Source organism: Flavobacterium sp. OHVDL-2026-0007 (genome assembly GCF_059882335.1).
The window spans coordinates 2,659,362-2,686,098 of record NZ_CM187612.1 but is presented as its reverse complement, the minus strand read 5'-3'; the positions used below and the strand labels follow the sequence as shown (position 1 = coordinate 2,686,098).

14 protein-coding genes, 4 tRNA genes and 3 rRNA genes are annotated in these 26,737 nt (G+C 36.7%); 16 read left to right on the top strand and 5 right to left on the bottom strand.

The features are described 5' to 3' along the window. Nucleotides 1–5 precede the first annotated feature (5 nt). The 9 genes from AC51AA_RS10685 to AC51AA_RS10645 all read left to right on the top strand — a co-directional run bounded on the left by AC51AA_RS10685 (nt 6) and on the right by AC51AA_RS10645 (nt 8,953). Nucleotides 6–79, top strand: a tRNA-Thr gene (locus AC51AA_RS10685). Nucleotides 80–619: 540 nt separating this feature from the next. Continuing rightward, nucleotides 620–1,819: an NO-inducible flavohemoprotein gene (gene hmpA, locus AC51AA_RS10680; protein ID WP_500702131.1), complete on the top strand. Its 1,200-nt coding sequence runs from the start codon at nt 620–622 to the stop codon at nt 1,817–1,819. A gap of 1,136 nt (nt 1,820–2,955) precedes the next feature. Beyond that, nucleotides 2,956–4,469 (top strand): 16S ribosomal RNA (locus tag AC51AA_RS10675). Nucleotides 4,470–4,595: 126 nt separating this feature from the next. Further along, nucleotides 4,596–4,669 (top strand) — tRNA-Ile (locus AC51AA_RS10670). Between the two features lie 105 nt (nt 4,670–4,774). After that, nucleotides 4,775–4,848: transfer RNA gene (locus AC51AA_RS10665), tRNA-Ala, on the top strand. A 134-nt stretch (nt 4,849–4,982) separates the two neighbouring features. Further along, nucleotides 4,983–7,867: ribosomal RNA gene (locus AC51AA_RS10660) — 23S ribosomal RNA — on the top strand. A 126-nt stretch (nt 7,868–7,993) separates the two neighbouring features. Next, nucleotides 7,994–8,103: ribosomal RNA gene (gene rrf / locus AC51AA_RS10655) — 5S ribosomal RNA — on the top strand. Together the 16S, 23S and 5S rRNA genes with 3 tRNA genes alongside form the textbook arrangement of a ribosomal RNA operon. A 76-nt stretch (nt 8,104–8,179) precedes the next feature. Then, a tRNA-Leu gene (locus tag AC51AA_RS10650) sits at nt 8,180–8,265 on the top strand. Nucleotides 8,266–8,494: 229 nt separating this feature from the next. Then, complete coding sequence (locus AC51AA_RS10645) at nt 8,495–8,953, top strand: hypothetical protein (RefSeq protein ID WP_500702129.1); 459 nt, start codon at nt 8,495–8,497, stop codon at nt 8,951–8,953. 133 nt (nt 8,954–9,086) lie between these two features. Here AC51AA_RS10645 and AC51AA_RS10640 read toward each other — a convergent pair whose 3' ends face one another. Continuing rightward, nucleotides 9,087–9,803, bottom strand: a complete 717-nt coding sequence (locus AC51AA_RS10640; RefSeq protein WP_500702127.1) for a DUF4369 domain-containing protein — start codon at nt 9,801–9,803, stop codon at nt 9,087–9,089. Between the two features lie 1,036 nt (nt 9,804–10,839). Between AC51AA_RS10640 and AC51AA_RS10635 the strand changes: the two genes are divergently transcribed. The 3 genes from AC51AA_RS10635 (at nt 10,840) to AC51AA_RS10625 (ending at nt 14,591) form a co-directional block, all read left to right on the top strand. Further along, nucleotides 10,840–11,823, top strand: coding sequence for a BstXI family restriction endonuclease (locus AC51AA_RS10635; protein WP_500702125.1), 984 nt, complete (start codon nt 10,840–10,842; stop codon nt 11,821–11,823). A 323-nt stretch (nt 11,824–12,146) separates the two neighbouring features. Next, nucleotides 12,147–13,418: an MFS transporter gene (locus AC51AA_RS10630; protein WP_500702122.1), complete on the top strand. Its 1,272-nt coding sequence runs from the start codon at nt 12,147–12,149 to the stop codon at nt 13,416–13,418. 96 nt (nt 13,419–13,514) lie between these two features. Beyond that, entirely contained in the window at nt 13,515–14,591 is a 1,077-nt protein-coding gene (locus AC51AA_RS10625; protein ID WP_500702120.1) for a Ppx/GppA phosphatase family protein, read from the top strand. Nucleotides 14,592–14,945: 354 nt separating this feature from the next. Here AC51AA_RS10625 and AC51AA_RS10620 read toward each other — a convergent pair whose 3' ends face one another. After that, on the bottom strand, nt 14,946–16,214 hold the full coding sequence (locus AC51AA_RS10620; protein WP_500702118.1) for a beta-helix domain-containing protein: 1,269 nt from the start codon (nt 16,212–16,214) through the stop codon (nt 14,946–14,948). A 74-nt stretch (nt 16,215–16,288) separates the two neighbouring features. After that, the gene (locus AC51AA_RS10615; protein ID WP_500702116.1) at nt 16,289–16,666 is read right to left on the bottom strand and encodes a hypothetical protein; all 378 of its coding nucleotides are present in this window, start codon (nt 16,664–16,666) and stop codon (nt 16,289–16,291) included. A 766-nt stretch (nt 16,667–17,432) separates the two neighbouring features. Between AC51AA_RS10615 and AC51AA_RS10610 the strand changes: the two genes are divergently transcribed. Next, the gene (locus AC51AA_RS10610) at nt 17,433–19,478 is read left to right on the top strand and encodes a site-specific recombinase (RefSeq protein ID WP_500702113.1); all 2,046 of its coding nucleotides are present in this window, start codon (nt 17,433–17,435) and stop codon (nt 19,476–19,478) included. Between the two features lie 160 nt (nt 19,479–19,638). Here the strand turns inward: AC51AA_RS10610 and htpG are convergent, their stop codons facing one another. Next, nucleotides 19,639–21,522: a molecular chaperone HtpG gene (htpG, locus tag AC51AA_RS10605; protein ID WP_500702110.1), complete on the bottom strand. Its 1,884-nt coding sequence runs from the start codon at nt 21,520–21,522 to the stop codon at nt 19,639–19,641. 200 nt (nt 21,523–21,722) lie between these two features. Between htpG and AC51AA_RS10600 the strand changes: the two genes are divergently transcribed. The 3 genes from AC51AA_RS10600 to AC51AA_RS10590 all read left to right on the top strand — a co-directional run bounded on the left by AC51AA_RS10600 (nt 21,723) and on the right by AC51AA_RS10590 (nt 23,994). Continuing rightward, nucleotides 21,723–22,226 carry a hypothetical protein gene (locus tag AC51AA_RS10600; RefSeq protein WP_500702108.1) on the top strand — a complete coding sequence of 168 codons (504 nt, stop codon included), beginning with the start codon at nt 21,723–21,725 and terminating at the stop codon, nt 22,224–22,226. A 17-nt stretch (nt 22,227–22,243) separates the two neighbouring features. Continuing rightward, entirely contained in the window at nt 22,244–22,939 is a 696-nt protein-coding gene (locus tag AC51AA_RS10595; protein WP_500702106.1) for a YiaD family glycine zipper/OmpA-like lipoprotein, read from the top strand. A gap of 104 nt (nt 22,940–23,043) precedes the next feature. Then, nucleotides 23,044–23,994 carry an ABC transporter ATP-binding protein gene (locus AC51AA_RS10590; RefSeq protein WP_500702105.1) on the top strand — a complete coding sequence of 317 codons (951 nt, stop codon included), beginning with the start codon at nt 23,044–23,046 and terminating at the stop codon, nt 23,992–23,994. Nucleotides 23,995–24,099: 105 nt separating this feature from the next. On the opposite strand, the gene AC51AA_RS10585 is transcribed toward AC51AA_RS10590, so the two are convergent. Continuing rightward, the gene (locus AC51AA_RS10585) at nt 24,100–26,511 is read right to left on the bottom strand and encodes a S9 family peptidase (RefSeq protein WP_500702103.1); all 2,412 of its coding nucleotides are present in this window, start codon (nt 26,509–26,511) and stop codon (nt 24,100–24,102) included. Nucleotides 26,512–26,737 lie beyond the last annotated feature (226 nt).

The window sequence follows — 26,737 nt, the reverse complement described above, 5'->3', positions numbered from 1 at the left end:
GAGTCGCCAGCGTAGCTCAGTTGGCTAGAGCAGCTGATTTGTAATCAGCAGGTCGTGGGTTCGAGTCCCTCCGCCGGCTCAACATAAAACCATCACTTTTAGTGATGGTTTTTTTTTGCTCCAAACTTTCGGGGTAAAAATGGATCAACACGAAAAGGATCAATACGAAAACCTGAGGGTATTGTGTGGTTTGTGTAATTTGGGTTCTGCTAAGAGCTTTTAAATGGTTCTGGTATTTACGATTCTCAGTTGATTACCGATTTTCAGTGATAAGTGCTATACGGATAGCGGATCGGAAGAATCTTATTGTTGTCAAGGATTGTTTTTCTATTGCTACCACTTTTATGATTGAGATCATAAAATCTACTTCCAGTCTGTCTTTACTTTTGCAGGGCTAATTAAATCTAAAGGTTAATATGCCTTGTATGATAAAGAGCTGCTTTGATAAGTACTAATTCTCTCTTGTTTTATTTTTAAATGGGTTTGGTCTTGTGAATAACAGCGTAGCTATTAGTATTTACTGTGAGTTAATCCAAGGGTGTCACGTGATAGGCTGTATTGTAAATCGTCTTACTGCGAAGTGACATTCATTTATCAATAAATTTTAAATTATATCAAAATGAACGCTAGACAGAAAGAGTTAATAAAAGGAACGGTTCCCGTTTTACAAGCAGCTGGTACAATTCTTGCAGAGCATTTCTATAAACGAATGCTAGGGCAGCATCCTGAGTTGAAAGAAGTTTTTAATATGGGAAACCAAGCTAACGGGAGACAAAAGGATGCATTGGCTGGCGCAGTTTTAGCCTATGCTGCAAATATAGAGGATCCTGCTGTATTGTTAAACGTTTTAAAAGGGATTGGAAACAAGCACGTTAGTTTGAATATTCAACCTGAGCAATATGCTATTGTAGGGACGCATTTAATTGCTTCGATTCGAGAAGTGTTGGGTGATGCTGCTAGTGCGGAGTTACTCGAAGCTTGGACTATGGCTTATAATCAACTGGCGTCTATTATGATAGATATTGAAAAAGGGATGTATTTAGTCAATGAAGAAAAAGAGGGAAGCTGGAATGGTTGGAGAGATTTTGTTATAGGAAAGATTATAGAAGAGTCTGAAGAAATTAAATCATTTTATCTGTATCCAGTGGATGGTGGAAAAATCACTGATTATAAGGCTGGTCAATATATAAGTGTTCGTGTTTATGTTGAGGAGATTGGGCTTTTGCAGCCTAGACAGTATAGTCTTTCGAGTGTTTTTAATGGAGAGTGTTACAGGATATCTGTAAAAAAAGAAAGTGCAATTATGAATAGTCCCATGGGGATGGTTTCTAATACTTTGCATAAGATGGAAGTAGGTAATAGTATGTCGCTATCAGCTCCGGCAGGTGTCTTTTCTTTAAGGGAAGCGGGAACTCCAATTGTTTTGATCAGCGGAGGGGTTGGGGTAACTCCGATGTTGAGTATGTTGCAGGCTAATAGAGATACGTTGAGGAATAAGACAGTATGGGTACATGGGTGCAGGAGTGCTGCGGTGCATGCTTTTAAAGATGAGGTTGGTAAAATTCAAGAAGAGGGGGATTGGTTGGATACTTATTTGTTCAATGAGGATGTTGATGGGAATGAAGACGACAACATTATTAAAGGTAGGGTGGATCTAAATATATGTAAGGCCGATATTTTATTAGAGAATGCACATTACTACATCTGCGGACCCGAAATTTTTATTAAAACTCATTATGATTCGCTTATTGAGTTCAATGTTAGTAAGTCAAATATCTTCTACGAGGAATTTGGACCACAGACGGTTAATTTGAACTAGTTTGGCTTAGGCCCTGCAAATGCGGGGTTTTTTAATAAATGTCTTTTTCTAAGAGAAGTTAGGTGTGTAGTATGGATGCTAATGGACTTCCTGGAATGATTTCGGGTATGCCGATTTAGTGTTAGTGTTGGAAGTTTTTTTTGTGAATTCTGAATAGATCTTGAGGATCTGATTCATGAAGAATATTTAAAAGAGCTCGATGGTGTATTTAGGGTGTTGAGGTGGTAAATGAGTTTGGGGTATGTGGTTAATGTTTGTTGTTGGTATCGGATAGTTTTTAAAAGATGTCCCATTTCTTGTTTGGGTCTATATAGGTAGGGATGTTTTTATGTACTCTTATATATAGGAGTGATTCTTTGGAGTGATATGGTGTCAAACCTGTGATGGGGCTGTTTTTAATCTGATAAGAAGGTTTGATGTTGTAGATTGAAGGAGGAGGAGTAGGAAAAAGAGAGGAGGAAGTGCTTTTGAAGAGTGAGAAAGGGAAGAAGAGGGTATGAGTTTATTTAGAATTCCATAAAAATGGCTATTCTCTACGTGTAGTTATTGTAGTAATCATAATAGTCTAAAGAAAATTCCTATAAAACTAAAAGCAGGGTTAAAGGTAAGTTTAGTGTTATCAGTGCGTTAAGAAAAAAGTGTAAAAAAGAAAGTAGAAAGTGATTTAAAAAGCTTGTTTACCCGCATAAAGGTTGTAGTTTTGCACCCGCAACGACGCAGACGTTCACTGAAATCTTGACAAGCAAACAAATTGAAAATCGGAAAATTTTTCTGAAAAAAGATTTTGAAAAGCTTGTGAGATTGGAAAACGGATGTTACATTTGCACCCCGCAAAACATTGCAAAGTTCATTGAAAGATTGGTTAGAGAGAGAAGTTTAAACGAGACGAAAGTCTTCAAAAAAAAACTTCACATTTTTCTTGCCAGTTGTAAATAACTTTTCTACTTTTGCAGCCGCTTTGAGATATAAGCGACAAACAAAAAAGACACGTTCGTAGACATATTGAATTGACAGCCGTTTTAACAGAGATGTTAAAACAAAAGAATAAAGAGTAAGATAATCGAGAGATTGATTAAATGAACCGATAGAGACTGATTCGAATAACAATACGATCTAATTTATTAGATCAACAATATACGATGAAGAGTTTGATCCTGGCTCAGGATGAACGCTAGCGGCAGGCTTAACACATGCAAGTCGAGGGGTATAGTTCTTCGGAATTAGAGACCGGCGCACGGGTGCGTAACGCGTATGCAATCTACCTTTTACAGAGGGATAGCCCAGAGAAATTTGGATTAATACCTCATAGTATTATGAAATGGCATCATTTTATAATTAAAGTCACAACGGTAAAAGATGAGCATGCGTCCCATTAGCTAGTTGGTAAGGTAACGGCTTACCAAGGCTACGATGGGTAGGGGTCCTGAGAGGGAGATCCCCCACACTGGTACTGAGACACGGACCAGACTCCTACGGGAGGCAGCAGTGAGGAATATTGGACAATGGGCGCAAGCCTGATCCAGCCATGCCGCGTGCAGGATGACGGTCCTATGGATTGTAAACTGCTTTTATACAGGAAGAAACACTGGTTCGTGAACCAGCTTGACGGTACTGTAAGAATAAGGATCGGCTAACTCCGTGCCAGCAGCCGCGGTAATACGGAGGATCCAAGCGTTATCCGGAATCATTGGGTTTAAAGGGTCCGTAGGCGGTTTAATAAGTCAGTGGTGAAAGCCCATCGCTCAACGGTGGAACGGCCATTGATACTGTTAAACTTGAATTATTAGGAAGTAACTAGAATATGTAGTGTAGCGGTGAAATGCTTAGAGATTACATGGAATACCAATTGCGAAGGCAGGTTACTACTAATTGATTGACGCTGATGGACGAAAGCGTGGGTAGCGAACAGGATTAGATACCCTGGTAGTCCACGCCGTAAACGATGGATACTAGCTGTTGGGAGCAATCTCAGTGGCTAAGCGAAAGTGATAAGTATCCCACCTGGGGAGTACGTTCGCAAGAATGAAACTCAAAGGAATTGACGGGGGCCCGCACAAGCGGTGGAGCATGTGGTTTAATTCGATGATACGCGAGGAACCTTACCAAGGCTTAAATGTAGATTGACCGGTTTGGAAACAGATCTTTCGCAAGACAATTTACAAGGTGCTGCATGGTTGTCGTCAGCTCGTGCCGTGAGGTGTCAGGTTAAGTCCTATAACGAGCGCAACCCCTGTTGTTAGTTGCCAGCGAGTCATGTCGGGAACTCTAACAAGACTGCCAGTGCAAACTGTGAGGAAGGTGGGGATGACGTCAAATCATCACGGCCCTTACGCCTTGGGCTACACACGTGCTACAATGGCCGGTACAGAGAGCAGCCACTGGGCGACCAGGAGCGAATCTATAAAACCGGTCACAGTTCGGATCGGAGTCTGCAACTCGACTCCGTGAAGCTGGAATCGCTAGTAATCGGATATCAGCCATGATCCGGTGAATACGTTCCCGGGCCTTGTACACACCGCCCGTCAAGCCATGGAAGCTGGGGGTGCCTGAAGTCGGTGACCGCAAGGAGCTGCCTAGGGTAAAACTGGTAACTAGGGCTAAGTCGTAACAAGGTAGCCGTACCGGAAGGTGCGGCTGGAACACCTCCTTTCTAGAGCCTTAGTGTTAGTTGATTTATCAACACGCTGAGGAAAAAAGAAGAAGCTTTATAGGTCATGATTTTAAGACTATTTTACTCTTGCTGTTAGTTCAAATAATAAATTTTTAAGAATAAGAGTGTCTCGTAGCTCAGCTGGTTAGAGTACTACACTGATAATGTAGGGGTCGACAGTTCGAGTCTGTCCGAGACAACTATTTAAACTTAAAAAAAAAGGAAATTCTAGAAGTTGGAATTCACCAAAAGAGATTAGATGGAATACAGGTCTAAGATCTGAATTCAGTTTCTACAATTGAAATGGGGGATTAGCTCAGCTGGCTAGAGCGCCTGCCTTGCACGCAGGAGGTCAACGGTTCGACTCCGTTATTCTCCACTGATTCGAGACGAAAGTTTTGGATAAAAGTTCATTGACATATTGAGATAAGAAAATAATAAAAAGTAGAAAGCATTTTCTGTTATACGTAACAGGGAATAAAAAAAAACGGTCATATTAATTTATGATTGGTACAATAAGCAAAATAAGGGCGTATGGGGGATGCCTTGGCTCTCAGAGGCGATGAAAGGCGTGATAAGCTGCGAAAAGTTACGGGGATCGGCACACACGAATTGATCCGTAAATACCTGAATGGGGCAACCCACTATGTTGAAGACATAGTACACCGATAGGTGGGCAAACCCGCTGAACTGAAACATCTAAGTAGGCGGAGGAGAAGAAAACAAAAGTGATTCCGTAAGTAGTGGCGAGCGAACGCGGATTAGCCCAAACCAATGTTGTTACGGCAATGTTGGGGTTGTAGGACCACGACATTTTATGTACAAGGAACCGGAAGTTACTGGAAAGTGACACCATAGAGGGTGATAGTCCCGTATGGGTAACGAGTATAATAGATAGTGGTATCCTGAGTAGGGCGGGACACGAGAAATCCTGTCTGAATTTGGCGGGACCATCCGCTAAGGCTAAATACTCCTGAGAGACCGATAGTGAACCAGTACCGTGAGGGAAAGGTGAAAAGAACCGTGAATAACGGAGTGAAATAGATCCTGAAACCATACGCTTACAAGCGGTCGGAGCCCTTTAGTGGGGTGACGGCGTGCCTTTTGCATAATGAGCCTACGAGTTAACGTTGCTGGCAAGGATAAGTGGTTAAGCCACGGATCCGTAGCGAAAGCGAGTCTGAATAGGGCGCTTTAGTCAGTAGTGTTAGACGCGAAACCGTGTGATCTACCCATGGGCAGGTTGAAGCTGTGGTAACACACAGTGGAGGACCGAACCGGTTGACGTTGAAAAGTCTTCGGATGACCTGTGGGTAGGGGTGAAAGGCCAATCAAACTCGGAAATAGCTCGTACTCCCCGAAATGCATTTAGGTGCAGCGTTGTGCATAAAGTTATATAGAGGTAGAGCTACTGATTGGATGCGGGGGCTTCACCGCCTACCAATTCCTGACAAACTCCGAATGCTATATAATGTTTCACAACAGTGAGGGCTTGGGTGCTAAGGTCCAAGTCCGAGAGGGAAAGAACCCAGACCATCAGCTAAGGTCCCCAAATATATGTTAAGTTGAAAGAACGAGGTTTGTCTGCCCAGACAGCTAGGATGTTGGCTTGGAAGCAGCCATTCATTTAAAGAGTGCGTAACAGCTCACTAGTCGAGCGGACGAGCATGGATAATAATCGGGCATAAACATATTACCGAAGCTATGGATTTCGTATTTATTTACGGAGTGGTAGGGGAGCATTCTAACAGGGTTGAAGGTGAGTCGTAAGGCCTGCTGGACCGGTTAGAAAAGAAAATGTAGGCATAAGTAACGATAATGCGGGCGAGAAACCCGCACACCGAAAGACTAAGGTTTCCACAGCTATGCTAATCAGCTGTGGGTTAGTCGGGACCTAAGGCGAACCCGAAAGGGACAGTCGATGGACCACGGGTTAATATTCCCGTACTACTTATTACTGTGATGGGGTGACGGAGTGATGAAAGCGCCGCGAACTGACGGAATAGTTCGTTGAAGTACCTACCTATAAGCTGCGCAGGCAAATCCACGCGGCTTGGGGAAATACGATAGTACTCGGAGTCTTCGGACAAAGAGATAGTGCGCCTAAGGGCTTCCAAGAAAAACCTCTAAACTTCAGGTAATAAGTACCCGTACCGCAAACCGACACAGGTAGTCGAGGAGAGAATCCTAAGGTGCTCGAGAGATTCATGGCTAAGGAATTAGGCAAAATAGACCTGTAACTTCGGGAGAAAGGTCGCCAGCGCAAGCTGGCCGCAGTGAAGAGGTCCAGGCGACTGTTTATCAAAAACACAGGGCTCTGCAAAATCGTAAGATGAAGTATAGGGCCTGACACCTGCCCGGTGCTGGAAGGTTAAGAGGAGATGTTATCTTCGGAGAAGCATTGAATTGAAGCCCCAGTAAACGGCGGCCGTAACTATAACGGTCCTAAGGTAGCGAAATTCCTTGTCGGGTAAGTTCCGACCTGCACGAATGGTGTAACGATCTGGACACTGTCTCAGCCATGAGCTCGGTGAAATTGTAGTAACGGTGAAGATGCCGTTTACCCGCAGTGGGACGAAAAGACCCTGTGCACCTTTACTATAGCTTAGTATTGACCTTGGATAAATGATGTGTAGGATAGGTTGGAGACTGTGAAGTGGCGTCGCTAGGCGTTGTGGAGTCATTGTTGAAATACAACCCTTTGTTTATCTGAGGCCTAACCCCGCGATTGCGGGGGACATTGCTTGGTGGGTAGTTTGACTGGGGTGGTCGCCTCCAAAAGAGTAACGGAGGCTTCTAAAGGTTCCCTCAGTACGCTTGGTAACCGTGCGTAGAGTGCAATGGCATAAGGGAGCTTGACTGAGAGACATACAGGTCGATCAGGTACGAAAGTAGAGCATAGTGATCCGGTGGTTCCGCATGGAAGGGCCATCGCTCAAAGGATAAAAGGTACGCCGGGGATAACAGGCTGATCTCCCCCAAGAGCTCATATCGACGGGGGGGTTTGGCACCTCGATGTCGGCTCGTCACATCCTGGGGCTGGAGAAGGTCCCAAGGGTTGGGCTGTTCGCCCATTAAAGTGGCACGCGAGCTGGGTTCAGAACGTCGTGAGACAGTTCGGTCTCTATCTACTGTGGGCGCAAGAAATTTGAGTGGATCTGATTCTAGTACGAGAGGACCGAATTGGACAAACCTCTAGTGTATCTGTTGTTCCGCCAGGAGCATCGCAGAGTAGCTACGTTTGGAAGGGATAAGCGCTGAAAGCATATAAGCGCGAAACCCACCACAAGATGAGATTTCTTTTAAGGATCGTGGAAGATGACCACGTTGATAGGCTATAGATGTAAAGGCAGTAATGTCATAGTCGAGTAGTACTAATAATCCGTAAGCTTATGTACACCTTTTCCCCTGACTTCGGTCAGGGGGAGAAACTTTCTAATAAATACTTTTTTCTTTATCTCAGTATGTTAAGATATTGTGTAATGTTGATTAGCTCAAGTTAATCACCCATTGCAAAACGACCTTAAGGTGGTTATTGCGGCGGGGCTCACCTCTTCCCATCCCGAACAGAGTAGTTAAGCCCGCCTGCGCAGATGGTACTGCAGTTATGTGGGAGAGTATGTCGTCGCCTTTCTTTTGAAAACCCTGTTCTTTGGAACAGGGTTTTTTATTCTTACTTTTGTTGATCGTTTAATTACGTAATACATCCTGCTCGGATGGTGAAATTGGTAGACACGCTGGACTTAAAATCCAGTGAACAGCAATGTTCGTGCGGGTTCAAGTCCCGCTCTGAGTACAAAAAATCCTAATGATTTAGTTCATTAGGATTTTTTTTGTTTTAAAATGTTTCGAAATTTAAAATGGGAGATTGGAAATCAATAATGGTGTTTCTGTTATTGTCGAAGGAATATAAATAAGGGATTTTTGAAATAAATAAAGTTTTGTTTTTAGTAGGCTTGATTTGTTGAAAAAGATGTAATATTTTTCATATGTTTGTTTTCTAACCAGAAATAATAAATATACCAATGGAAGAAAATTCGATTTTTGAAAAATTTGAGTTGCATCTCAATGAAACTGCAAAAGACTTTTTAAAAGAAACGGCTAAGTGGGCCTACTTTTTATCCATTCTTGGATACGTGGGAATTGGAATTATGGTCTTATTCGGACTCTTTGCCAGTGTTATTTTCTCTTCTATGGGAAATGCAATGGCAGGTATGGGAGGTTTAGGAGGATCATTTAAGGTAATGATGAGCGCTTTTTACCTTGTTATGGCTGCGCTTTACTTCTTCCCGGTGTATTATTTAAATAAGTTTTCTACTAATGCGAAAAGAGCTTTTAGAGATAATGATTCAGAGGTATTGACTGCTTCTTTGGGTTATTTAAAATCGCACTATAAGTTTATTGGGATTATGATGGTCTCCATCTTTGTCTTGTATGCATTAATCTTTGTATTTGCCATTGTAGGTGCTTTGTTTGCAAGATAATGACAACGAACTACTTTGATGCGATGAATTCAATCTTTGGTTGTTAGGGCTAAGGGATTGAAATTGACACAAAAAAAAACGTCCTCGGACGTTTTTTCTTTTTTTTGGATAGGTTCGTTGTGATAACGGGTACTTATTTTTGCTCTTGCTTTTTTACATCATTAACAAACTTAGTTAGTTTTTTACCGTATAACGATTGTGCTACTTTTGGCGTCATCGATTTTTGAATGGTATCTAAGAATTTAACATTGATGTCGTAGATCTCAGCTAAAGCAATATAAGGGGCTATTTCTTGATCATGATGATTGATGGCGAAGTTCGTAGCGTACAAATATTTTCTTTTAACATTAGCGTCTTGTTTGGCACTAATGCTATCCACTGCTTGTTGGTTTTTATTTTTCATGGCTTTGAATTTTGATTCAAGCATGCTTAAGTTTTCATCTGTGAAACGAGCGTTTATTTTTTTGTACTCTTCGTATAATTCTTGATTTCTAGATCCTGTAATTTTAGCACCATTGATAAAGTTATCTAAGTTAGTGTCGATATTGATGTTACCTGGTTCTGCGAAGAAAGTAATGTTGTTGTCTAATGAATTAGTAACGCCTCGGTCTAGAAACAAATAAAGCATTTCTGGAGATTCTAATTTGATATCGCTTTCGAAAGCAGAACTTCCATCAAATTTGATGCTGTCAATAACAACAAGAGCGGTATCTACAACTCTCTGAATATATAGGGTTCCTTTTTTTAATCCTTTTATGTTTCCTGTAATGTGTAAACCTTCGGTTGATTCTTTTTTGCTACAAGCTGCTAATAGGGCAATAGTAACAAAGGCAATAATTGATTTTTTCATTGTTTTATAGATTTTGCTGCAAAATAAAGAAAATAGTTTGAATGTGAGGAGGTAGTGTTTGATTTTTAATTAAAATTAATGGATATCGAAAATTTTGAAAAAAGGCAAGTAGTAGGATCCTAACTCGGTAGGGATCTATGTCGGTTCCTGTTCTCGCTTTATGGCAGTGTGGAAGTAGAAAATCAGATCAAAGATTTTATCTTTATCAATGGGATTACATTATTTGGCAGCGTATTATCTTCAAATTAATAAAACCCAAAGTGTCGCTATAGCATCTACTAGAAGCTATGGGCAATTGTTATTTAGGCTACTCCAGTTAAGAGGTTTTGAGGTTCTTTTGGTTGTGAGCACAAAGGAGGGAAAAAGCTCAAACGAAAACAGATGTAGTAGAAGCACAACGGACGCAAAAACGATTTTCTTTAGGCTTGCTAACGGGGTCTTTTTACCATCAGAGAAATATTTTAGTCCCAGAAAAACGATATGTAATAAAGTCGTATTGGCACAATAAAATCGCTTGCAATACCAAAAATCGATTTATATTAAGAAATGTTTAATCTTTAGAGGTGTTTTAATTTAACTATTTAGGTTAAAAAAGTTAGTTTTTTTTTAAACAAAAAGGCAGGGTATTTGTCTTGTTAGGTGCTGTATTTTATGAGTTTTAGCAAAATAAAGATGCGTCTTATTTTGGGAAAAAGTAGAGATGTAAAATGGATTAATTAAAAATGGTTGAAAAATAAACGTTAAACACTTTTCGTGCAGATATTTAGAATTAGCGTACTGTACGTAAAGAAGAGGTTGGTGGATAGAAAAAAAAATAAAATATTTTTTCTATGATTAAAATGACCGGCTTAATGTGCTTTTTTTACTTGCTTTTTTTCAATGGGCTAATCATATAAAAAAAAATGATTTTGATATTTAGTTGTAGAGGAGTTTTTTTTGTAGTTTTTTTATTATGATTTTAATTGTACATTTGATAGCATTTAATGAAAATTATAATAGCTTATTTTAAAATTTAACACAAACTTTAAAAACGTCTATGGCGAAAAGACTACCCAAACTACCTACCATACTGCAAAGTAAAATTAACAAAACCGGACAAACCAGAAGTGCAAATGATGATGTGATTTTTCAAAACAGAGCCAATAGAAATGGTACTGTTTTGATCCCTTTTGAATCCATTCATTTATTCGATATTTCAGTTCTTAGTTCTAACAGATTTGAGAGAGGATTTATTGTGGTGCTTAGCCCTGAAGATTATTACACAAATCCAGAGGCATTAGTTATATTGAAGGCTAAGAAATTAAAACTTGGTGTCAATGCTATCTTACTTTACGAGACAAGGGCGCAATGGAACGAGTTTAATCCTTATAAAAATAAGCTCACAGTAGCTGAAAAGAGAACAAGTCCTATAGAGGGTCATTTTGTTGCAAGAATACTACCATCAACTTCAAAAGATGAAGAAAAAATTACCCTAGGGTTTACTACCAGTTCTTGCAAAGGTGCCGGCATCAGAGTAGCAGAGTACGCCTCTCTTTTAACGATAAAATCCTGTTACTTACAAGTAGAATATTTATTCTGGCTCTGTTATGATTCCAAGGAAGTTGCTCTTAGCGCAGGTATGACCCAAAGTGAAATCGAAAATCGAAGTACGGCTATAATTACGGCCTGTAATAATCAAAAATTAGCGGACACGGAACGACTGTACAAGACGAGAATTATTGATAATGTTGAAAATACGATTTGTCCCCTTTGTTTAAAAAAAATAAGTGCGGAGGCATTTCTGCTTAACTTCTTTGAATCCTCTGAGCGGTCAGATGCCGCTAAAGATATTAGCCCAATAAACCTTTTTTATATCAATCAGTTGAAAATAGGAGAATTCAATCATTCCCCTTATAATTTGGCTTGGGGACATCAAAACTGTAATATGATTTGTAAAGACATAGGTGTAATCGAAACCATTAAATGGATGAAAGAAGTGGTGGTTAATACCATTATTTTCAATAAAGATGCCTCTAATTAAATTCAAATAATAAAACGGGTTTAGGATATGCCTAGAGGGATGTTTTGAATAAAAAAAGAACATTCTAAATATAGGGTATAGCTATGAAGTAGTAAGGCAACAATTTTAAAATGGTATTGGTGTTAAAAAATAAATTTTACCAGACATAGAAGTTCCGTATTAGTAGCCTTATTTATATGCTGTACTAATTCCTCTTTGAGCAGCAATTAGTAGAGAATTATAAAGTAAAACTCGAATAATAATTTTAAAGTAAAAGCGCTCCCTTTGATTTATTCAAAAGTGGTGTGAAAATTAAATAAAAAAGAAAACGTAATCAAAAAAAAATGATAGGTAGCTTAAGAAGAAAATACATAAAAAACTATAGTGGTTTTCCTAAAGAAATTTGGGTTTTGGCGTTGGTCACTTTTATAAACAGAACCGGAACAATGGTAATTCCGTTTCTTTCAAAATATATGAGGGAGAACTTGCATTTTGAATATAATCAGATTGGCTGGGTTATGGTTTGTTTTGGTGTCGGTTCTTTTATAGGTACTTGGCTAAGTGGCATACTATCTGATAAATTCGGATTCTATAAAGTAATGATTGGTAGCCTTTTGGGAAGTGGACTAATCTTCTTTATATTACAATTTACAACATCATTTGAAGGGTTTTGTATTTCAATACTGTTATTAACTAGTATAGCAGATATGTTCAGGCCCGCAATGCTTGTGTCCTTAAATACGTATACTCGAAAAGATAACAAAACCAGAGCACTGGCTCTAGTAAGGGCAGCAACAAGCATGGGGTTTTTATTTGGTCCTCCCTTAGGTGGTCTTATAATTGTACTAATTGGTTATAAATATCTTTTTTATGTAGATGCTGCTACTTGTGTTCTAGCAGTTCTCATTTTTGTCGTTTTAGTTAAAGAAAGAAAATTACCTTTTAAACTCAAAAAAAACAATATGGGAGTAGACAAATATGCTATTTTAAAAGATAAAGCTTTTTTAACGCATATGTTCATTTCGATGATAACAGGGATTATGTACTTTCAAGTATTTACTACCTTGACTTTGTATCACAAAGAGCAATTTAATTTATCAGAAGTGAGCAGTGGATTGCTTTTGAGTTTTAGCGGGATATTAACATTACTGTTTGAATTACCCATTGTTAATTACGTTGAAAAAAAGAAAATTAATAAGCTGAATGTTATCATGGTTGGTTTGTCATCTATGGTGTTTAGTTATGTACTATTGCTATTGAATGATCAGTGGTCTGGGATATTGTATTTAATGATGTTTTTTATGACTCTTGGGGTAATGTTAACGTTTCCTTTTGCAAATTCATTTGCCATGACCAGATCACATAATAATCAAGAGGGGAAGTATATGTCCGTTTTCACAATGAGTTTCAGTCTTGCACATGTACTAAGTGCTAAGACAGGTATGGAAATTGTTGCCTACGCAAGCTATAAAGCAGACTTCATATTTATGAGCTTAATCGGTTTATTTGCTATTTCGCTTTGTTATTTGTTGATGAAAATGGTTAAAAAAGAAACCATGGAAACTAAAATAAAAATAGTGCAATCTATTTTTATAGATAAAAACAAGAATCAATAAGCTCTTTGATACGAAAGGGAACATCTAATTCCTTTTCAATGATGAATAAAAAGGAGCTGGTTATATTGTTAAAGTACACACAAACACACATTTAAGATGAGAAAAAATATTGTATTGAAAGCCATAATTATATTTATTTTTTTAATTCCTTCGATTTTAATTTCACAGGAACTCTATGCTGGAATTGAAATAGGTAGTAAGGGCGTAAAGATGTCGGTAGTAGATGTCCGAAACATTAAAAAAGGTAAATATGAAGTAGTGGAGTTTTGGACAGAAAACGTTGCGATCGCCAAAGGGATAGCTGTGGATGGTAAATTAGCAACAAAGGATATTGAGACGGCCTTTGATGTAGTGGTGAAAAATTACGCAAAACTACGTAACGAATATAAAATTGAAGAAAAGAAGATCTTTATAGTGGTATCCTCTGGAGTTGGAATGGCTAAAAATATTGATTTATTGCTCCAAAAATTATACGGTTTTACCGATATTAATGTGGCCGTAATTTCTTCTGAAACAGAAGGGAAATTATTGTTAAAAGGATGTATTCCACCAAAAGAGTATGCTGATTCTTTGATCCTTGATATTGGTGGTGGAAATACCAAGGGAGGCTATGTGGAGGAATTCAACAACGATGCGATCTTAGTGTTTTATCCCGTGACTTTAGATTTAGGAACAGTAACTTTTACTGAGAAGATAAATAAAAAAGCGATAAACAATTCAATTGATGAATTTAATGAATTACTGGTTACTGAATTACGTGAATTAAGAGAACTCACAGATCGTTTGTATGGGCAAAGTCCAAAAATTTTCAACAAAGAAAACATCTACATGTCCGGAGGCGCAGTATGGGCATTCTACACCCTATACAAGGGAAAAACCGCAATTGAAAATTTTAGTCCATTTGAAATGAAGGAAGTTGCAGCCTACAATAACATGATAAAAACAGATTATGCCAAATTTGAGGCGTTAGCTTTGCAAAACAAGGAGATTGATAAGGTGTTGAAAACCTATTCGCAAAAACACTTAATTGCGGCAAATTCAATATTGCTAACGCTATTAGAGAAAATTCCTGATGTGAAATCTAAAAGCATCTATTTCACAAAACAGGGACAAATGGCATGGTTGCTTTCTTATATTGCCGATGCTGCTAAAAGGGCTAAGAACATACAGTAATATAATTTATTTTATACGAGTAGTTTGTTCAGCAGTTGCTGTAATTCTAGGAAAATGAAGGGCTTTAATTGTCAACGTTTACAGCTTGTAATTCTGTAGAAAAAATAAATAAGTGCACAAAAAAAAACAGTAGTCTTGGCGATTACTGTTTTTTTTTATAGGGACTTTTTGAAAGAATAGTGCAGCTAATTTTAACAAGAGTCCTGCTTATTTTTATATAAGCCGGAAGATAAAATTGGCATACAGGTAACAGCTTTATATTGAAATAGTTGCAGTGTGAGAGACATGCTTTTGGCATTACTATAACTGTTTTTAAGAAGGTTTCTTGAAGGTATCTTGTTTGGTGTGGCTATTTTAGTTTCTTTCAATTCTAAAATCTGGTTTTTTTCTCATGGATGGATTTTTGAATAATACATTGTTGTTAAGATCGATATACTCTATTGCGAATGCTTTATCCTTGTAATAGTTATTGATAAGGGTATTAAAGCCTATATTTTGAGTTATTCCAATGATCTTGGTATCATTAATAAGAAGATCTTTTAAAATAATGGTCTCTAAATATGGTTCGGAAATGGGAATGAGATCTGCAAATACAATGAGGTGACTGTAACCTGATATTACGGAGTTAGTTAGGGTTAAAAAGGTGTTTTCTCGAAGTAATATGGCCTCGTGTTTAAGTCCTCCAATTTCAGCTCCAATATCTTGTGTATGCATCATGGTCAAATTTGTTGCATTGACTCGGGTCATTTCTTTTTTGCTGTCTAAAACTTCTCCTTTTCGGGTGTCGACAGTTTCCATTTCAAAACATCGGGATCCATAGCTGTCAGATAAGTAAGGGCTTCTAATTGCAAGACTGTTCGAGATGTTACATTGAACACCTTGAGTAAAATCAAAATCATCATCAGCTGATCGCAATGATATTAAATTGTTGGTGTTTACATATCCTCCGTAGAACTGAAAGGAATCTTCATCCGATGATGTAACTTGTATGTATTCTACTTTTGTTTTTGTCCCAATCCCAGCTAATGATAATCCATTTATGGGTTTATTGGTAAGGGTTCTTTTTCCGGAAAATTCAATTCTTACATATTTTAGTATCCCCGAATCACTTTCTTTGTTATCTCCTCCATAAATGGATCTTTGGGAGTCAAGATTGAAATCTAAAGAAGCGATTCCTCCAACCTTATTTATTGGCGCATCTCCCAGGAGGATAATCCCTCCCCAATCTCCAGGTTTTCTGTCTCCTGAACTTTTGTTAGAGGTAAATACTATCGGATCGGTTTCGGTGCCTTCAGCAATGATTTTAGCGCCTTTTGTAATTACTAATGCAGACAAAGCATCGGTATCACATCTTATTAATGTGCCTGGCTCAATGGTTAAGGTTACATTTGGGTCTACATAAACTGTTCCGACTAATACATAAACATTTTCTTTTTTTAATGTCATGTTTGTTTTAATGATACCGTTGATGATTATAGAGGCGTCATTATAGTTGGTAGTTGTGGGATTAAAATTAGTCCAAATATTGAGCCAATTGTGGTCGCCAATAATCCCTTTAGTAGTTTGTGCTTTAATGAGTGTGGTAAAAGTTAAAAATACAAGTAATAGTAATTTCTTTTTCATGACTTATTTTTTTAAAATTATTAAAAAAAAATGGCTAACCATTACTAGTTAACCATTTTACAAATCTAAATCAGTTATAGTTTGGCAGCAACTTCTTTCTTATACTTGTTAAGAATTGATTTGGTCATTCCTAAGTTTGCTTTGCTTGAGTCAACTGCTAAATAGATCATATATAAATTGTCTTCAGAAATATCAATGATATGTATTTGAGACGTTAGGGTAATCATAATGTCTGAAACAGCCTGATTTTTTAATCCTAAAGCACTAATTGCGTTCATTTTTGCTTTTACAACCTCAAGGTTGAAAGCAGAGGCTAATTCAGGATCAAATTCTGATACTGCAGAAAGTGAATAGTATGACATTCCACTTTGAATTTCTGCAATTGAAACTGCGATGAAACCAGGTACATTTTTTTCTAGATCTTGTCCAAATTGTTTTAAAAAGTCTGACATAATTTTTTTGGGTGTTAATTATTTACTATTTGTTTTCAACTACATGGTTGGTTTTGCAAATATATTTTTAAAACTTCATTGCGTTCTTTTATGTTTAGAATGATTTTCTGTTTTCTTTATGTTTTTTTAAGACTTATGGCTTTTTTTTAGAATGTTTTTTCTAAAAATACTGACAATGAGGTAATTGTGAGTTTATTTTTTGTAACCATTTAGTGGTTAATTTTTTAAATACTTGGCATTCTTGCGTTTTGTTCTTAAGTTATTGTTAGTCAGGGACTTTTAGTTATTTGTATTTTACCATTAGATGGTGTTTAAATGCTGTTTTTAAACATTTTATTTTACTTAAGTAACTTGTTTACAGGTAATTACTGTTTGTTGGCTGTTTTTTTATCCTTAACGTGGTTTTATTTGAACTAAAAAACGTTGGATCTTCGCTCAAATTAGTGGAAAGTAAAGAGACTTATTAATTTTAGGAATGGAATCAGACGGGTTAGGGATTTTATGAGGAGTTACGTCTTCTATAGGTTTTAAAAAAGATAGATTTTTAACAGGGTACTCAAGTAATTGATGTGTATATCGACTAGCAGAGAGGTTGAAAATTCGAATTTCATACCTGTGGGGATTTAGGTAAAGTTCATCACCGAGGCATAAAACCTATAAGGCATTTAGATTTAGTAAGAGATCCTTCATATTACTTCTTTTTTATCGGAGAATAATCAAAAGAATGTGTTTATTTGTAAAAACGGCAATTATTAAACCAGATAGAATGAAATGGAGTAGAAAACCAAAAATGACATTAAAATACTTTTTCGAAAAAAACTTTAATAGCGAACAGGTATGGAATTCTAAAATAGGAAATATAGATTTGCTAGTAGAATTGGTTAATTTAATTCGACCTAAAAAACCTAAAAAAGTATCAGTAGTCGATCTGTCTCAGCTAATGAATCTACTTCAGGAAAATCCAAACTATCGTGATGGTCTGCTGGATTGTATTGGTACTAATTTAGAAAATAAAAAGTTCAATAAAATTCTTTCGGATGCCGGGATTCTTCAAGATGCCAATTTCTTTTTTGAAGTGCGCAAGAGACTTTTTGCTAAATTAATTCCCGAACAGCCAGAAAAAGACTCCTTGCAGTTTATCCTGACTCAAGTATTTTTTGTCAATACAGATTTGATCTGGATTAGAAAAATACCTCAGGAGCAAATTCTGCAATTATTTTCGCTTTTAAAATTTCGTTCAATTTATGGCTCCGGTGACGAAAATTCGTCGTTTAAGGAACTGGTTTTTGCCATGGAGGTTATTACGTATCGTATTTGCGGAGCTGCAATGGAAAGAGATGTAATCCGTATGGTGCCAGAATATGAAAATCTGGAAAGTCCGTTTATTGCCTTTCAACGCGAATTATTGGCAATGAGTGAAAAACTGCTTGAATCTCCTGATAATAGTATTACGGCAGATGATCTGGACTATAAACAATTGATTATTTTACAAAAACAATGCACAGATTATATCAAAACTGCGTTTAAAAACAGTAAGAATTTTGGCATTTCGCTGCATGTAAACCAAAGTCTGTTACGCATTCGCCAGCAACTCGAGCGCTTAGGATCGTTATTACCTCTTTTAGTACAAGATAACCAAGAAGATGCCAGAAGAAATACCATTTATCTCTGCTATGAACTCATTAAATACAATTGTAATAAAAACAATATTCAAAAATTAGTCAATGAGAGTACACAGCTTTTATCCTATGAAATAACACAACATACCGCCAATACTGGAGAACATTATATAACAAACAGCCGTAAAGAGTATTTTAAAATGCTTTACTCAGCAGCCGGTGGTGGTTTTATCGTCGGGATATTGTGTATCATCAAGCTTTTATTAGGTAAAGTAGATACGAGTGGTTTTGGTCATATGTTCTTATACAGCATGAATTATTCTATTGGATTCATCATTATTTACATACTTGGCTTTACATTGGCAACAAAGCAACCCGCAATGACAGCTTCTGCATTAGTAAGGGCTTTGCAGAAAGGATTTAAACAAAAAGGGCAGGACAAAAAAGACTACAAGTACAAAGAGTTTGCTGTATTTTTTGCACGGGTATTCCGCTCGCAGTTTATTGCCTTTGTAGGTAATGTTATTATTGCTTTTCCGGTTTCATTAATAGGGATTTGGGGTATCGACCAAATATTCCATTATAATATTGCACAGCAAAAATGGCCCACGTTACTTAATGATTTAAACCCGCTTTATTCTCCAGCAATTTTTCACGCGGCTATAGCAGGTGTTTTTCTCTTTTTATCCGGGATTATTGCAGGTAGTATTGAGAATCGTGATAAACATAACCGTATTTACTACCGTATTGAGGAACATCCATTACTTAAAATAAGTTTAGGAAAAAAATGGACTAAAAAATTAGCCTCATTGTATGAAAAAAAATGGGCTGGAATTATTTCTAATTTTTGGTTTGGTGTTTTTATGGGAAGCACCGTTTTTATCGGGATTTTCTTTGGATTAAATATTGACATCAGACACATTACTTTTGCCAGTGGAAACTTCGCAATGGGTTTATATGGAGCTAACTTTTATGTAGACCAATGGATGTTTTTCTGGTCATTTTTAGGCATCGGACTTATTGGTTTGGTTAATTTTATGGTTAGTTTTAGTTTGTCACTTGGGCTGGCATTTCGTTCGCGAAACATTCCAATTTCAGAATTAAAACAAGTGTCAGGAGCAGTCTTTAGCTATTTTAGAAGTAAGCCTTCGCATTTCTTTTTTCCGCCAAAAAACAGTGCCGCATCCCAATAGTATTGGCAATTTCTTGTAGATAAAAACAGGGACAACCTAATTCAGGTTTGCCAATGTTTTATACTAAATAGGCATTTTTGTCCGATAAAAATAGAGGTGTAAAAAAAATGAGGATGCCTTTTCAGACATCCTCATATAAGTAGATTTTAAGTTAAAAATCTTATTTGATCATTTCAAAACTTCTTTTTACAAAAGCAGTTAAAGCTTCTCCTTTTAAAAGGTTTTGCGATAATTTAGCTAAATCTAAAGCTTGTTTTACCAAATGTTCTTGGTGTGTTTTATCTTCAGTGTTCAAGATGTTTGTTGCTAGGTCAGAATTGGTATTCACTACCAAATTGTACATCTCTGGCATATTGCCCATTCCGAACATTCCACCGCCACCTGATTGACTCATTTCTTTCATTCTACGCATGAATTCTGGTTGCGTGATGATAAAAGGTGCCGCTTGACTGTCCATAGCTTCCAATTGTACACTGTACGCTTTAGGAATGTAAGCTTCTAGTGAAGTTTTTAATGCTTCTTTCTCTTCATCAGATAATTTAGAAATCGTGTTTTCGTCTTTTTTGATTAAGTTATCAATATGATCTGAGTCGACACGTACAAAAGTTAATCCACTATTATCACTTTCAATTTTTTGAATTAAGTGTGAGATGATTGGTGAATCCAAAAGCAATACTTCGTATCCTTTTTCTTTTGCAGTTTCAATGTAAGAGTGTTGAGCGTCTTTGTTTCCAGCGTATAAAACAACTAATTTTCCGTCTTTATCAGTTTGGTTGTCTTTTATTTTTTCTTTTAACTCTTCTAGCGTAAAGTAAGTATCATCTACTGTTGGGTACAATACAAAAGCACCCGCTTTTTCGTAGAACTTGTCTTCAGAAAGCATACCGTATTCTAAAACGATTTTAATGTCGTTCCATTTTTGCTCAAAGTCAGCACGGTTTTCGTTGAATAAAGCTTTAAGCTTATCGGCTACTTTACGTGTGATGTAGTTAGAGATTTTCTTCACTGCACCGTCCGCTTGTAAACCAGAACGAGAAACGTTCAACGGAATGTCTGGTGAATCGATAACTCCTTTTAACATGGTCAAAAATTCAGGTACAATTCCTTCTACGTTATCTGTAACGTAAACTTGGTTTTGATACAATTGAATTTTGTCTTTCTGAATTTGCATATCAGAACCCAATTTTGGGAAATATAGAATTCCAGTTAAGTTAAATGGATAGTCTACATTTAAATGAATGTGGAACAACGGATCTTCGAATTGCATTGGATACAATTCTCTGTAAAAGCTTTTATAATCTTCGTCCGCTAATTCAGTTGGTTGTTTGGTCCAAGCTGGATTTGGGTTGTTGATGATATTGTCTGTCTCAACAGTTTCGTTTATGAAATCCTCAGGAGCATCTTCCGGTTTAGGAAGTGTTTCTGTTTTGGTTCCGAATTTAATTGGAATAGGCATAAATTTATTATACTTATTCAATAAACCACTGATTTTTGAATCTTCTAAAAATTCAAGAGAATCTTCCGCCACATGTAGTATAATTTCTGTACCACGTGAAGTTTTGTCAGCTGGCTCTAAAGTGAATTCTGGACTTCCGTCACAGGTCCAATGTGCAGCTGGTTCATCTTTATACGATTTAGTAATGATCTCTACTTTTTCCGCTACCATAAAGGCAGAGTAAAAACCAAGACCAAAGTGACCAATAATTCCAGAGTCTTTAGCAGAGTCTTTGTATTTGTCTAAGAATTCTTCTGCTCCCGAGAAGGCTACTTGATTGATGTATTTTTCTACTTCATCAGCAGTCATCCCAAGACCTTGGTCAATGATGTGAATTTTTTTTCCCTCTTTGTCTACTTTAATTTCAATAGTTGGATTGCCATATTCTACTTTGGCTTCTCCAATACTAATTAAGTGTTTTAGTTTTAAAGTAGCATCCGTTCCATTTGAAATCAACTCACGTAAGAAAATTTCGTGATCGCTGTACAAGAACTTTTTGATTAAGGGAAAGATGTTTTCAACCGAAACATTAATTTTACCTGTTGTCATATTTTATAATTTTTAGTTTAATGTGATGTCTCTACGTTTCTTCAAATAGAATACCAATTGTATTTCAAATGACAAAATGTCGGGAGTGTTAATTGTGAAAGAAAATAATCAAGTTTTAGAACAAAAGATATTTGTACGAATTGTATATTTGCAGTATTATGATTGTTAAATGCATGAGTATTAATCTAAAAATGAAAAAAATGAAGAAAATCATTCTTATCTGCATGATGGCCACGATGTTTTTTGCGTGTAAATCAGCTTCGTCTACAACAGGTTCTTCAGGAGAAACTACGCTTTCAAAAAAATTGGACAGACCAACTCAGGTAGCCATTAAAGGAAATTGGGTATTGACTAATGTATCTTATCCAGGTTCTGAGTATATCAAAGTAAACTCATTTGATCTTGCAGATTCTAAATGTTTTATTGGTAGTACTTGGAAATTTGTTTCGAATAACAATAGTGGTAACATGGCATTAACAGCGCCAAGTTGTACGGGTTTTGCGTCTCCAATTGTTTGGAGTATCAATAATCAAGGGATGTTTGTGCTTAAAATTCTAGATGCAGGAATAAAAGCCAAAAAAGTAAGAGAGGGCTATTTACTTAAAGTAGCTGGTTTAACTGAATCTTCTTTTCAGTTGATCGATAACATTAATGTTGGTGGACAAACTAAGGATGTAGTATACCAATTTCAAAGAGCTAATTAATATTAAAAGATATAAAGATGAGAAAAATAACAGTTTTAGGTTTAAGTAGTTTACTTATGTTGAGTAGCTTTTTTGTAAGTTGCGATTCAGTTAAAAATGCAAATAACACACAAAAAGGTGCTGGAATTGGTGTTGTGGCCGGTGGTATTATCGGTGGTATTTTAGGAAATAACTTAGGTAAAGGTGGAAACACTGCTTTAGGTGCTGCTATTGGTGCTGCTGTAGGTGGTGGAACTGGTGCGCTTATTGGAAATAAAATGGATAAGCAAAAGCGTGAAATCGATCAAGCTTTACCAGGGGCTACTGTAGAAAGAGTAGGAGAAGGAATTAAATTAACTTTGAATGAAAATTCCGTTCGTTTTGATACTAATAAATCAACTTTGACAGCTCAAGCAAAAGCAAATTTAGATAAATTAGTTCCTGTGTTTCAAGAATACGGAGATACGGATATTGATATTTTTGGATATACAGATAATACTGGTAAACCAGAATACAACTTAACATTATCAGGACAAAGAGCTGCAGCTGTGAAAAACTATTTAGTTTCAAAAGGATTGCAAGCAAGTCGTTTTAAAACAACTGGTTTAGGAATTGCTGATCCAATTGCAGATAATTCTACTGTTGCAGGAAAAGCGCAAAACCGTCGTGTTGAATTTGCTATTACTGCAAATGACAAAATGATAAATGATGCTAAAGCGGAAGCTGCAAAATAGTTTCATACACAATAAAATTTCTTAAAAGCTGTTTCAAATTGAAGCAGCTTTTTTTTTGACTTTAGAAATTAATCATTGTAAATTTGCACTCTCAAATACAAACCATGCTCGACATTCAAAATATCTCTTTTTCATATACTGATAAACCTGTTATCAAGGACGTTTCCTTTACTATAAATAAAGGCGAGAATATTGCCATTATCGGGGAGAGCGGTTGTGGTAAAAGTACACTGCTGAAACTAATGTACGGTTTGTACAATTTAGATGAAGGGAAGATGTTCTATGACGAAAAACCTATTCTAGGACCTAAATACAATTTGATTCCGGGAATGCCTTATATGAAATATTTGGCTCAGGATTTTGATTTGTCACCTTTTGAAACGGTAGCAGAGAATGTGGGTAAGTTTCTTTCCAATGGTTTTGCGAATATGAAAAGACTACGCGTTCAGGAGCTACTAGAAATGGTAGAGATGGAACAGTTCTCAAATGTAAAAACTAAATTTTTAAGTGGAGGGCAACAACAGCGAGTAGCTTTGGTACGCGTGTTAGCGCTCGAACCAGAAGTGATTTTACTCGATGAGCCTTTTAGTCAAATCGATGCTTTTAGAAAAAATGCGTTACGAAGAAACTTGTTTCGTTATTTAAAGCAAAAAGGCATTACGTGTATTATTGCTACCCATGATAGTACCGATGCTTTATCTTTTGCTGATCAAGCTATCGTCATGAGAAATGGAGAAGTGATTGCTAAAGATAATCCGAATAAAATCTATGAGGATCCTGAGACAAAATATGTAGCGTCTTTATTTGGTGAAGTCAATGAAGTGCCAACCCATGTGCTGGTTCCTTATGAAGATCAAATGCATAAAACCTTGGTGTATCCGCATCAATTTAAAATGGTTACCGAATCTAACTTACCAGTAAAAATCAGGAGAACCTATTTTAGAGGAAATCATTATTTGATCGAAACCGTATATAAAAGACAATTGGTGTTTTTCGAAAGTGAAATCGATTTGCCTTTGGAACAAGAAATATTTTTAGGCTTGAATTACTTATAAAATAAAAAAACGATAAACATAAATAGATGTGTTTATCGCTTTTTCTTTTAAGGAACCCGACGACTCTTCATTGAAGCTAGTCGGGTTTGATATTTAGGGATGGATCTAATTTTTTAGATTTTTTTCTAAAAATTGATCTTGTTCCCAAAGTAAGTGTAGGATGTTTTCTTTGGCTACATAGCTGTGCGCTTCTTTAGGTAAGATCACCATTCTTGCTGGAGCTCCCAAACCTTTTAATGCTTGAAAGTAACGCTCGGTTTGCAAAGTGAAAGTTCCAGGATTATTATCGGCTTCACCGTGAACTAATAAAAGTGGTGTTTTCATTTTGTCTGCATTCATAAAAGGAGACATTGTATTGTATACTTCTGGAACTTCCCAGTAGTTACGTTGTTCTGTTTGAAATCCAAAAGGCGTAAGGGTTCTGTTGTAAGCCCCACTTCTAGCAATTCCACAAGCGAAAAGGTTGGAATGTGTCAATAAGTTGGCTGTCATAAAAGCTCCGTAAGAGTGTCCACCAACAGCTACTTTTTTGCGGTTAATATAACCTAGAGCATCAACAGCATCAATTGCTGCTGCAGCATTATCTACCAACTGTGAGATAAAGTTGTCATTTGGCTCTGTAGTACCTTCTCCAATGATTGGAAATGCAGCATCGTCTAAAACAACATATCCTTTAGTGACCCAGTAAACGAATGATCCATAATAAGGGAACGTAAATTCGTTTGGATTTTGAGTGGATTGTCCCGCGCTGTTTTTGTCTTTGTATTCTGCTGGATAAGCCCAGATTAACAATGGTAATTTTTCTTTCTTGGCTTTGTCATACCCTGCAGGTAAATACAAAGTACCAGAAAGTTCTACTCCATCTTTACGTTTGTATTTAATGACTTCTTTACTTACGTCTTTAATACTCTCAAATGGGTTTTTAAAAGAAGTAATTGGCGTTAAGCTGTTTTGTTTAGTAATGTTTCTGAAATAATAGTTCGGATAGTCACTCTTAGATTGAATTTGAACTAATACTCTACCTGATTTTAGATTTTCAACTTCTACGATATCTTCTTTTTTATCTGTGTATTTAGAAGTATAAAGACGTTTGGTTTGTAATGTTTTTACGTTGAACTGATCAATAAAAGGGAATTGACCATTTTTAGTATACCCTTCACCAATACGATAGGCATTATCTTTTTCTAAGTCTAAGACGTATTTATTGTACTGGTTCTTTTTGGTTCCAAAATGACCCGGATCTGAATAGACGTCTTGTTGATTTCTGTCCGTGATTAGTTTGGGTTGCTCTTTTGGATTGGAAGGGTTGATCAAATAGGTTTTGGTGTTACGTGTATCGTACCATTCGTCAGAAAGAACAGCGACGTTATCGTTACCCCAAACAATGTCATTAAAACGTTGTGGTGTTTTTACCAGTGAAGTGGCATCATTAGTAAAGGGGGCTTCCCAAAGGAAAACTTCATCTCTAAAGTCCACTTTGTTGGCCGGGTTTCCTTCATCTAAAGCGACCACATAAGAAAGAGTAGCAGGTTTGTCGTTTCTCCAGCTCATTTCTCTTTTTCCTTTTCTCACGGCCATAAACCCTTTAGGGATTACTTCGTTTAATGGAACCTCATTAACGGTTTTAATTTCTTTTCCTCTTGCGTCATAAACGATTGTTTTGGAAGGGAATCTACTTAGTGGAACCACATAAGAAAATGGCTTTTGAATAGTAGTTAACATGATGTAGTTACCATCTGGAGAAATTCGCTCACCAGCATACATGGCTGCTTCTTTGAATAAAGTAGCTGTACCGTTAAGGTTCACCTTATATAATTCAGAAGTAGTAATGTTTTCAAAATTAACTTCGTCATTTTTGTTTTTCAACATATCAGGATAGGTTCTGTTTTGAGATTTCTCTCCAGAAGTATTCGATACAATTGGTCCTGTTGGTAAGTCCTTTTTGGAATCTAACAAAGCAGGTCTGTTTTTAGGAAGCATCTTCACTAAGATGGTTTCGTTGTCTGAAAACCAAGTAAAAGGATTTCCAAGGTTGGCGTTTACAGTTGCTTCAGTTAGCTTTGTAGCTTGTGCTGTAGCTACATCTAAAACCCAAAGCTCAACACCAGTGGCAGTAGTATGTGAAAATAAAATTTTCTTGTCATTCGGAGACCAAGAGATATTGCTTATTTTAGGATTGTTAGGCAAACCAGAAACTTGTACTTCATCGGTTTTGTTTACTTTTCTTATTTTAAGATTGTTAGTATAGGTGGCAGAACTCGATATATTAGTAATGGGATTGATTCTAAGACCACCCAAACGAAGTTCTTCTTGATTTAAATCGTCTAAGGTTTTGTATGTGGGTCTATACATTAATAACATATACTCGTTTTTGGTGTCGAGTGATACATTGGGAGCTCTCTGGTAATCAGCTAAATCTAATATAGATTTAGAAGGTTTTTGATAGTTTAAATTTTCTTGAGCAAAGGCGATAAAGCCAATGTTTAAGAATAGAAGTAAGGTAACCTTTAATTTCATAATTTGAATTTTAGGGGTTTAAATAAAGAATTCATAAAGTTGGTCTAAAGTACTCCAATATTGTTACAGTTTAAATGTTTTTTCTTCTGTTTTTTAAAGAAAAATGGTTTTTTTGATTAATTGTTAGATTTTGAGATGGGAAAGGAATTTTAAGATAATAATTGCTAATACCGAAAAAAATAGTAATTTGGACACTAATGTTTTAAAGTATACTTAAATTTGCAAT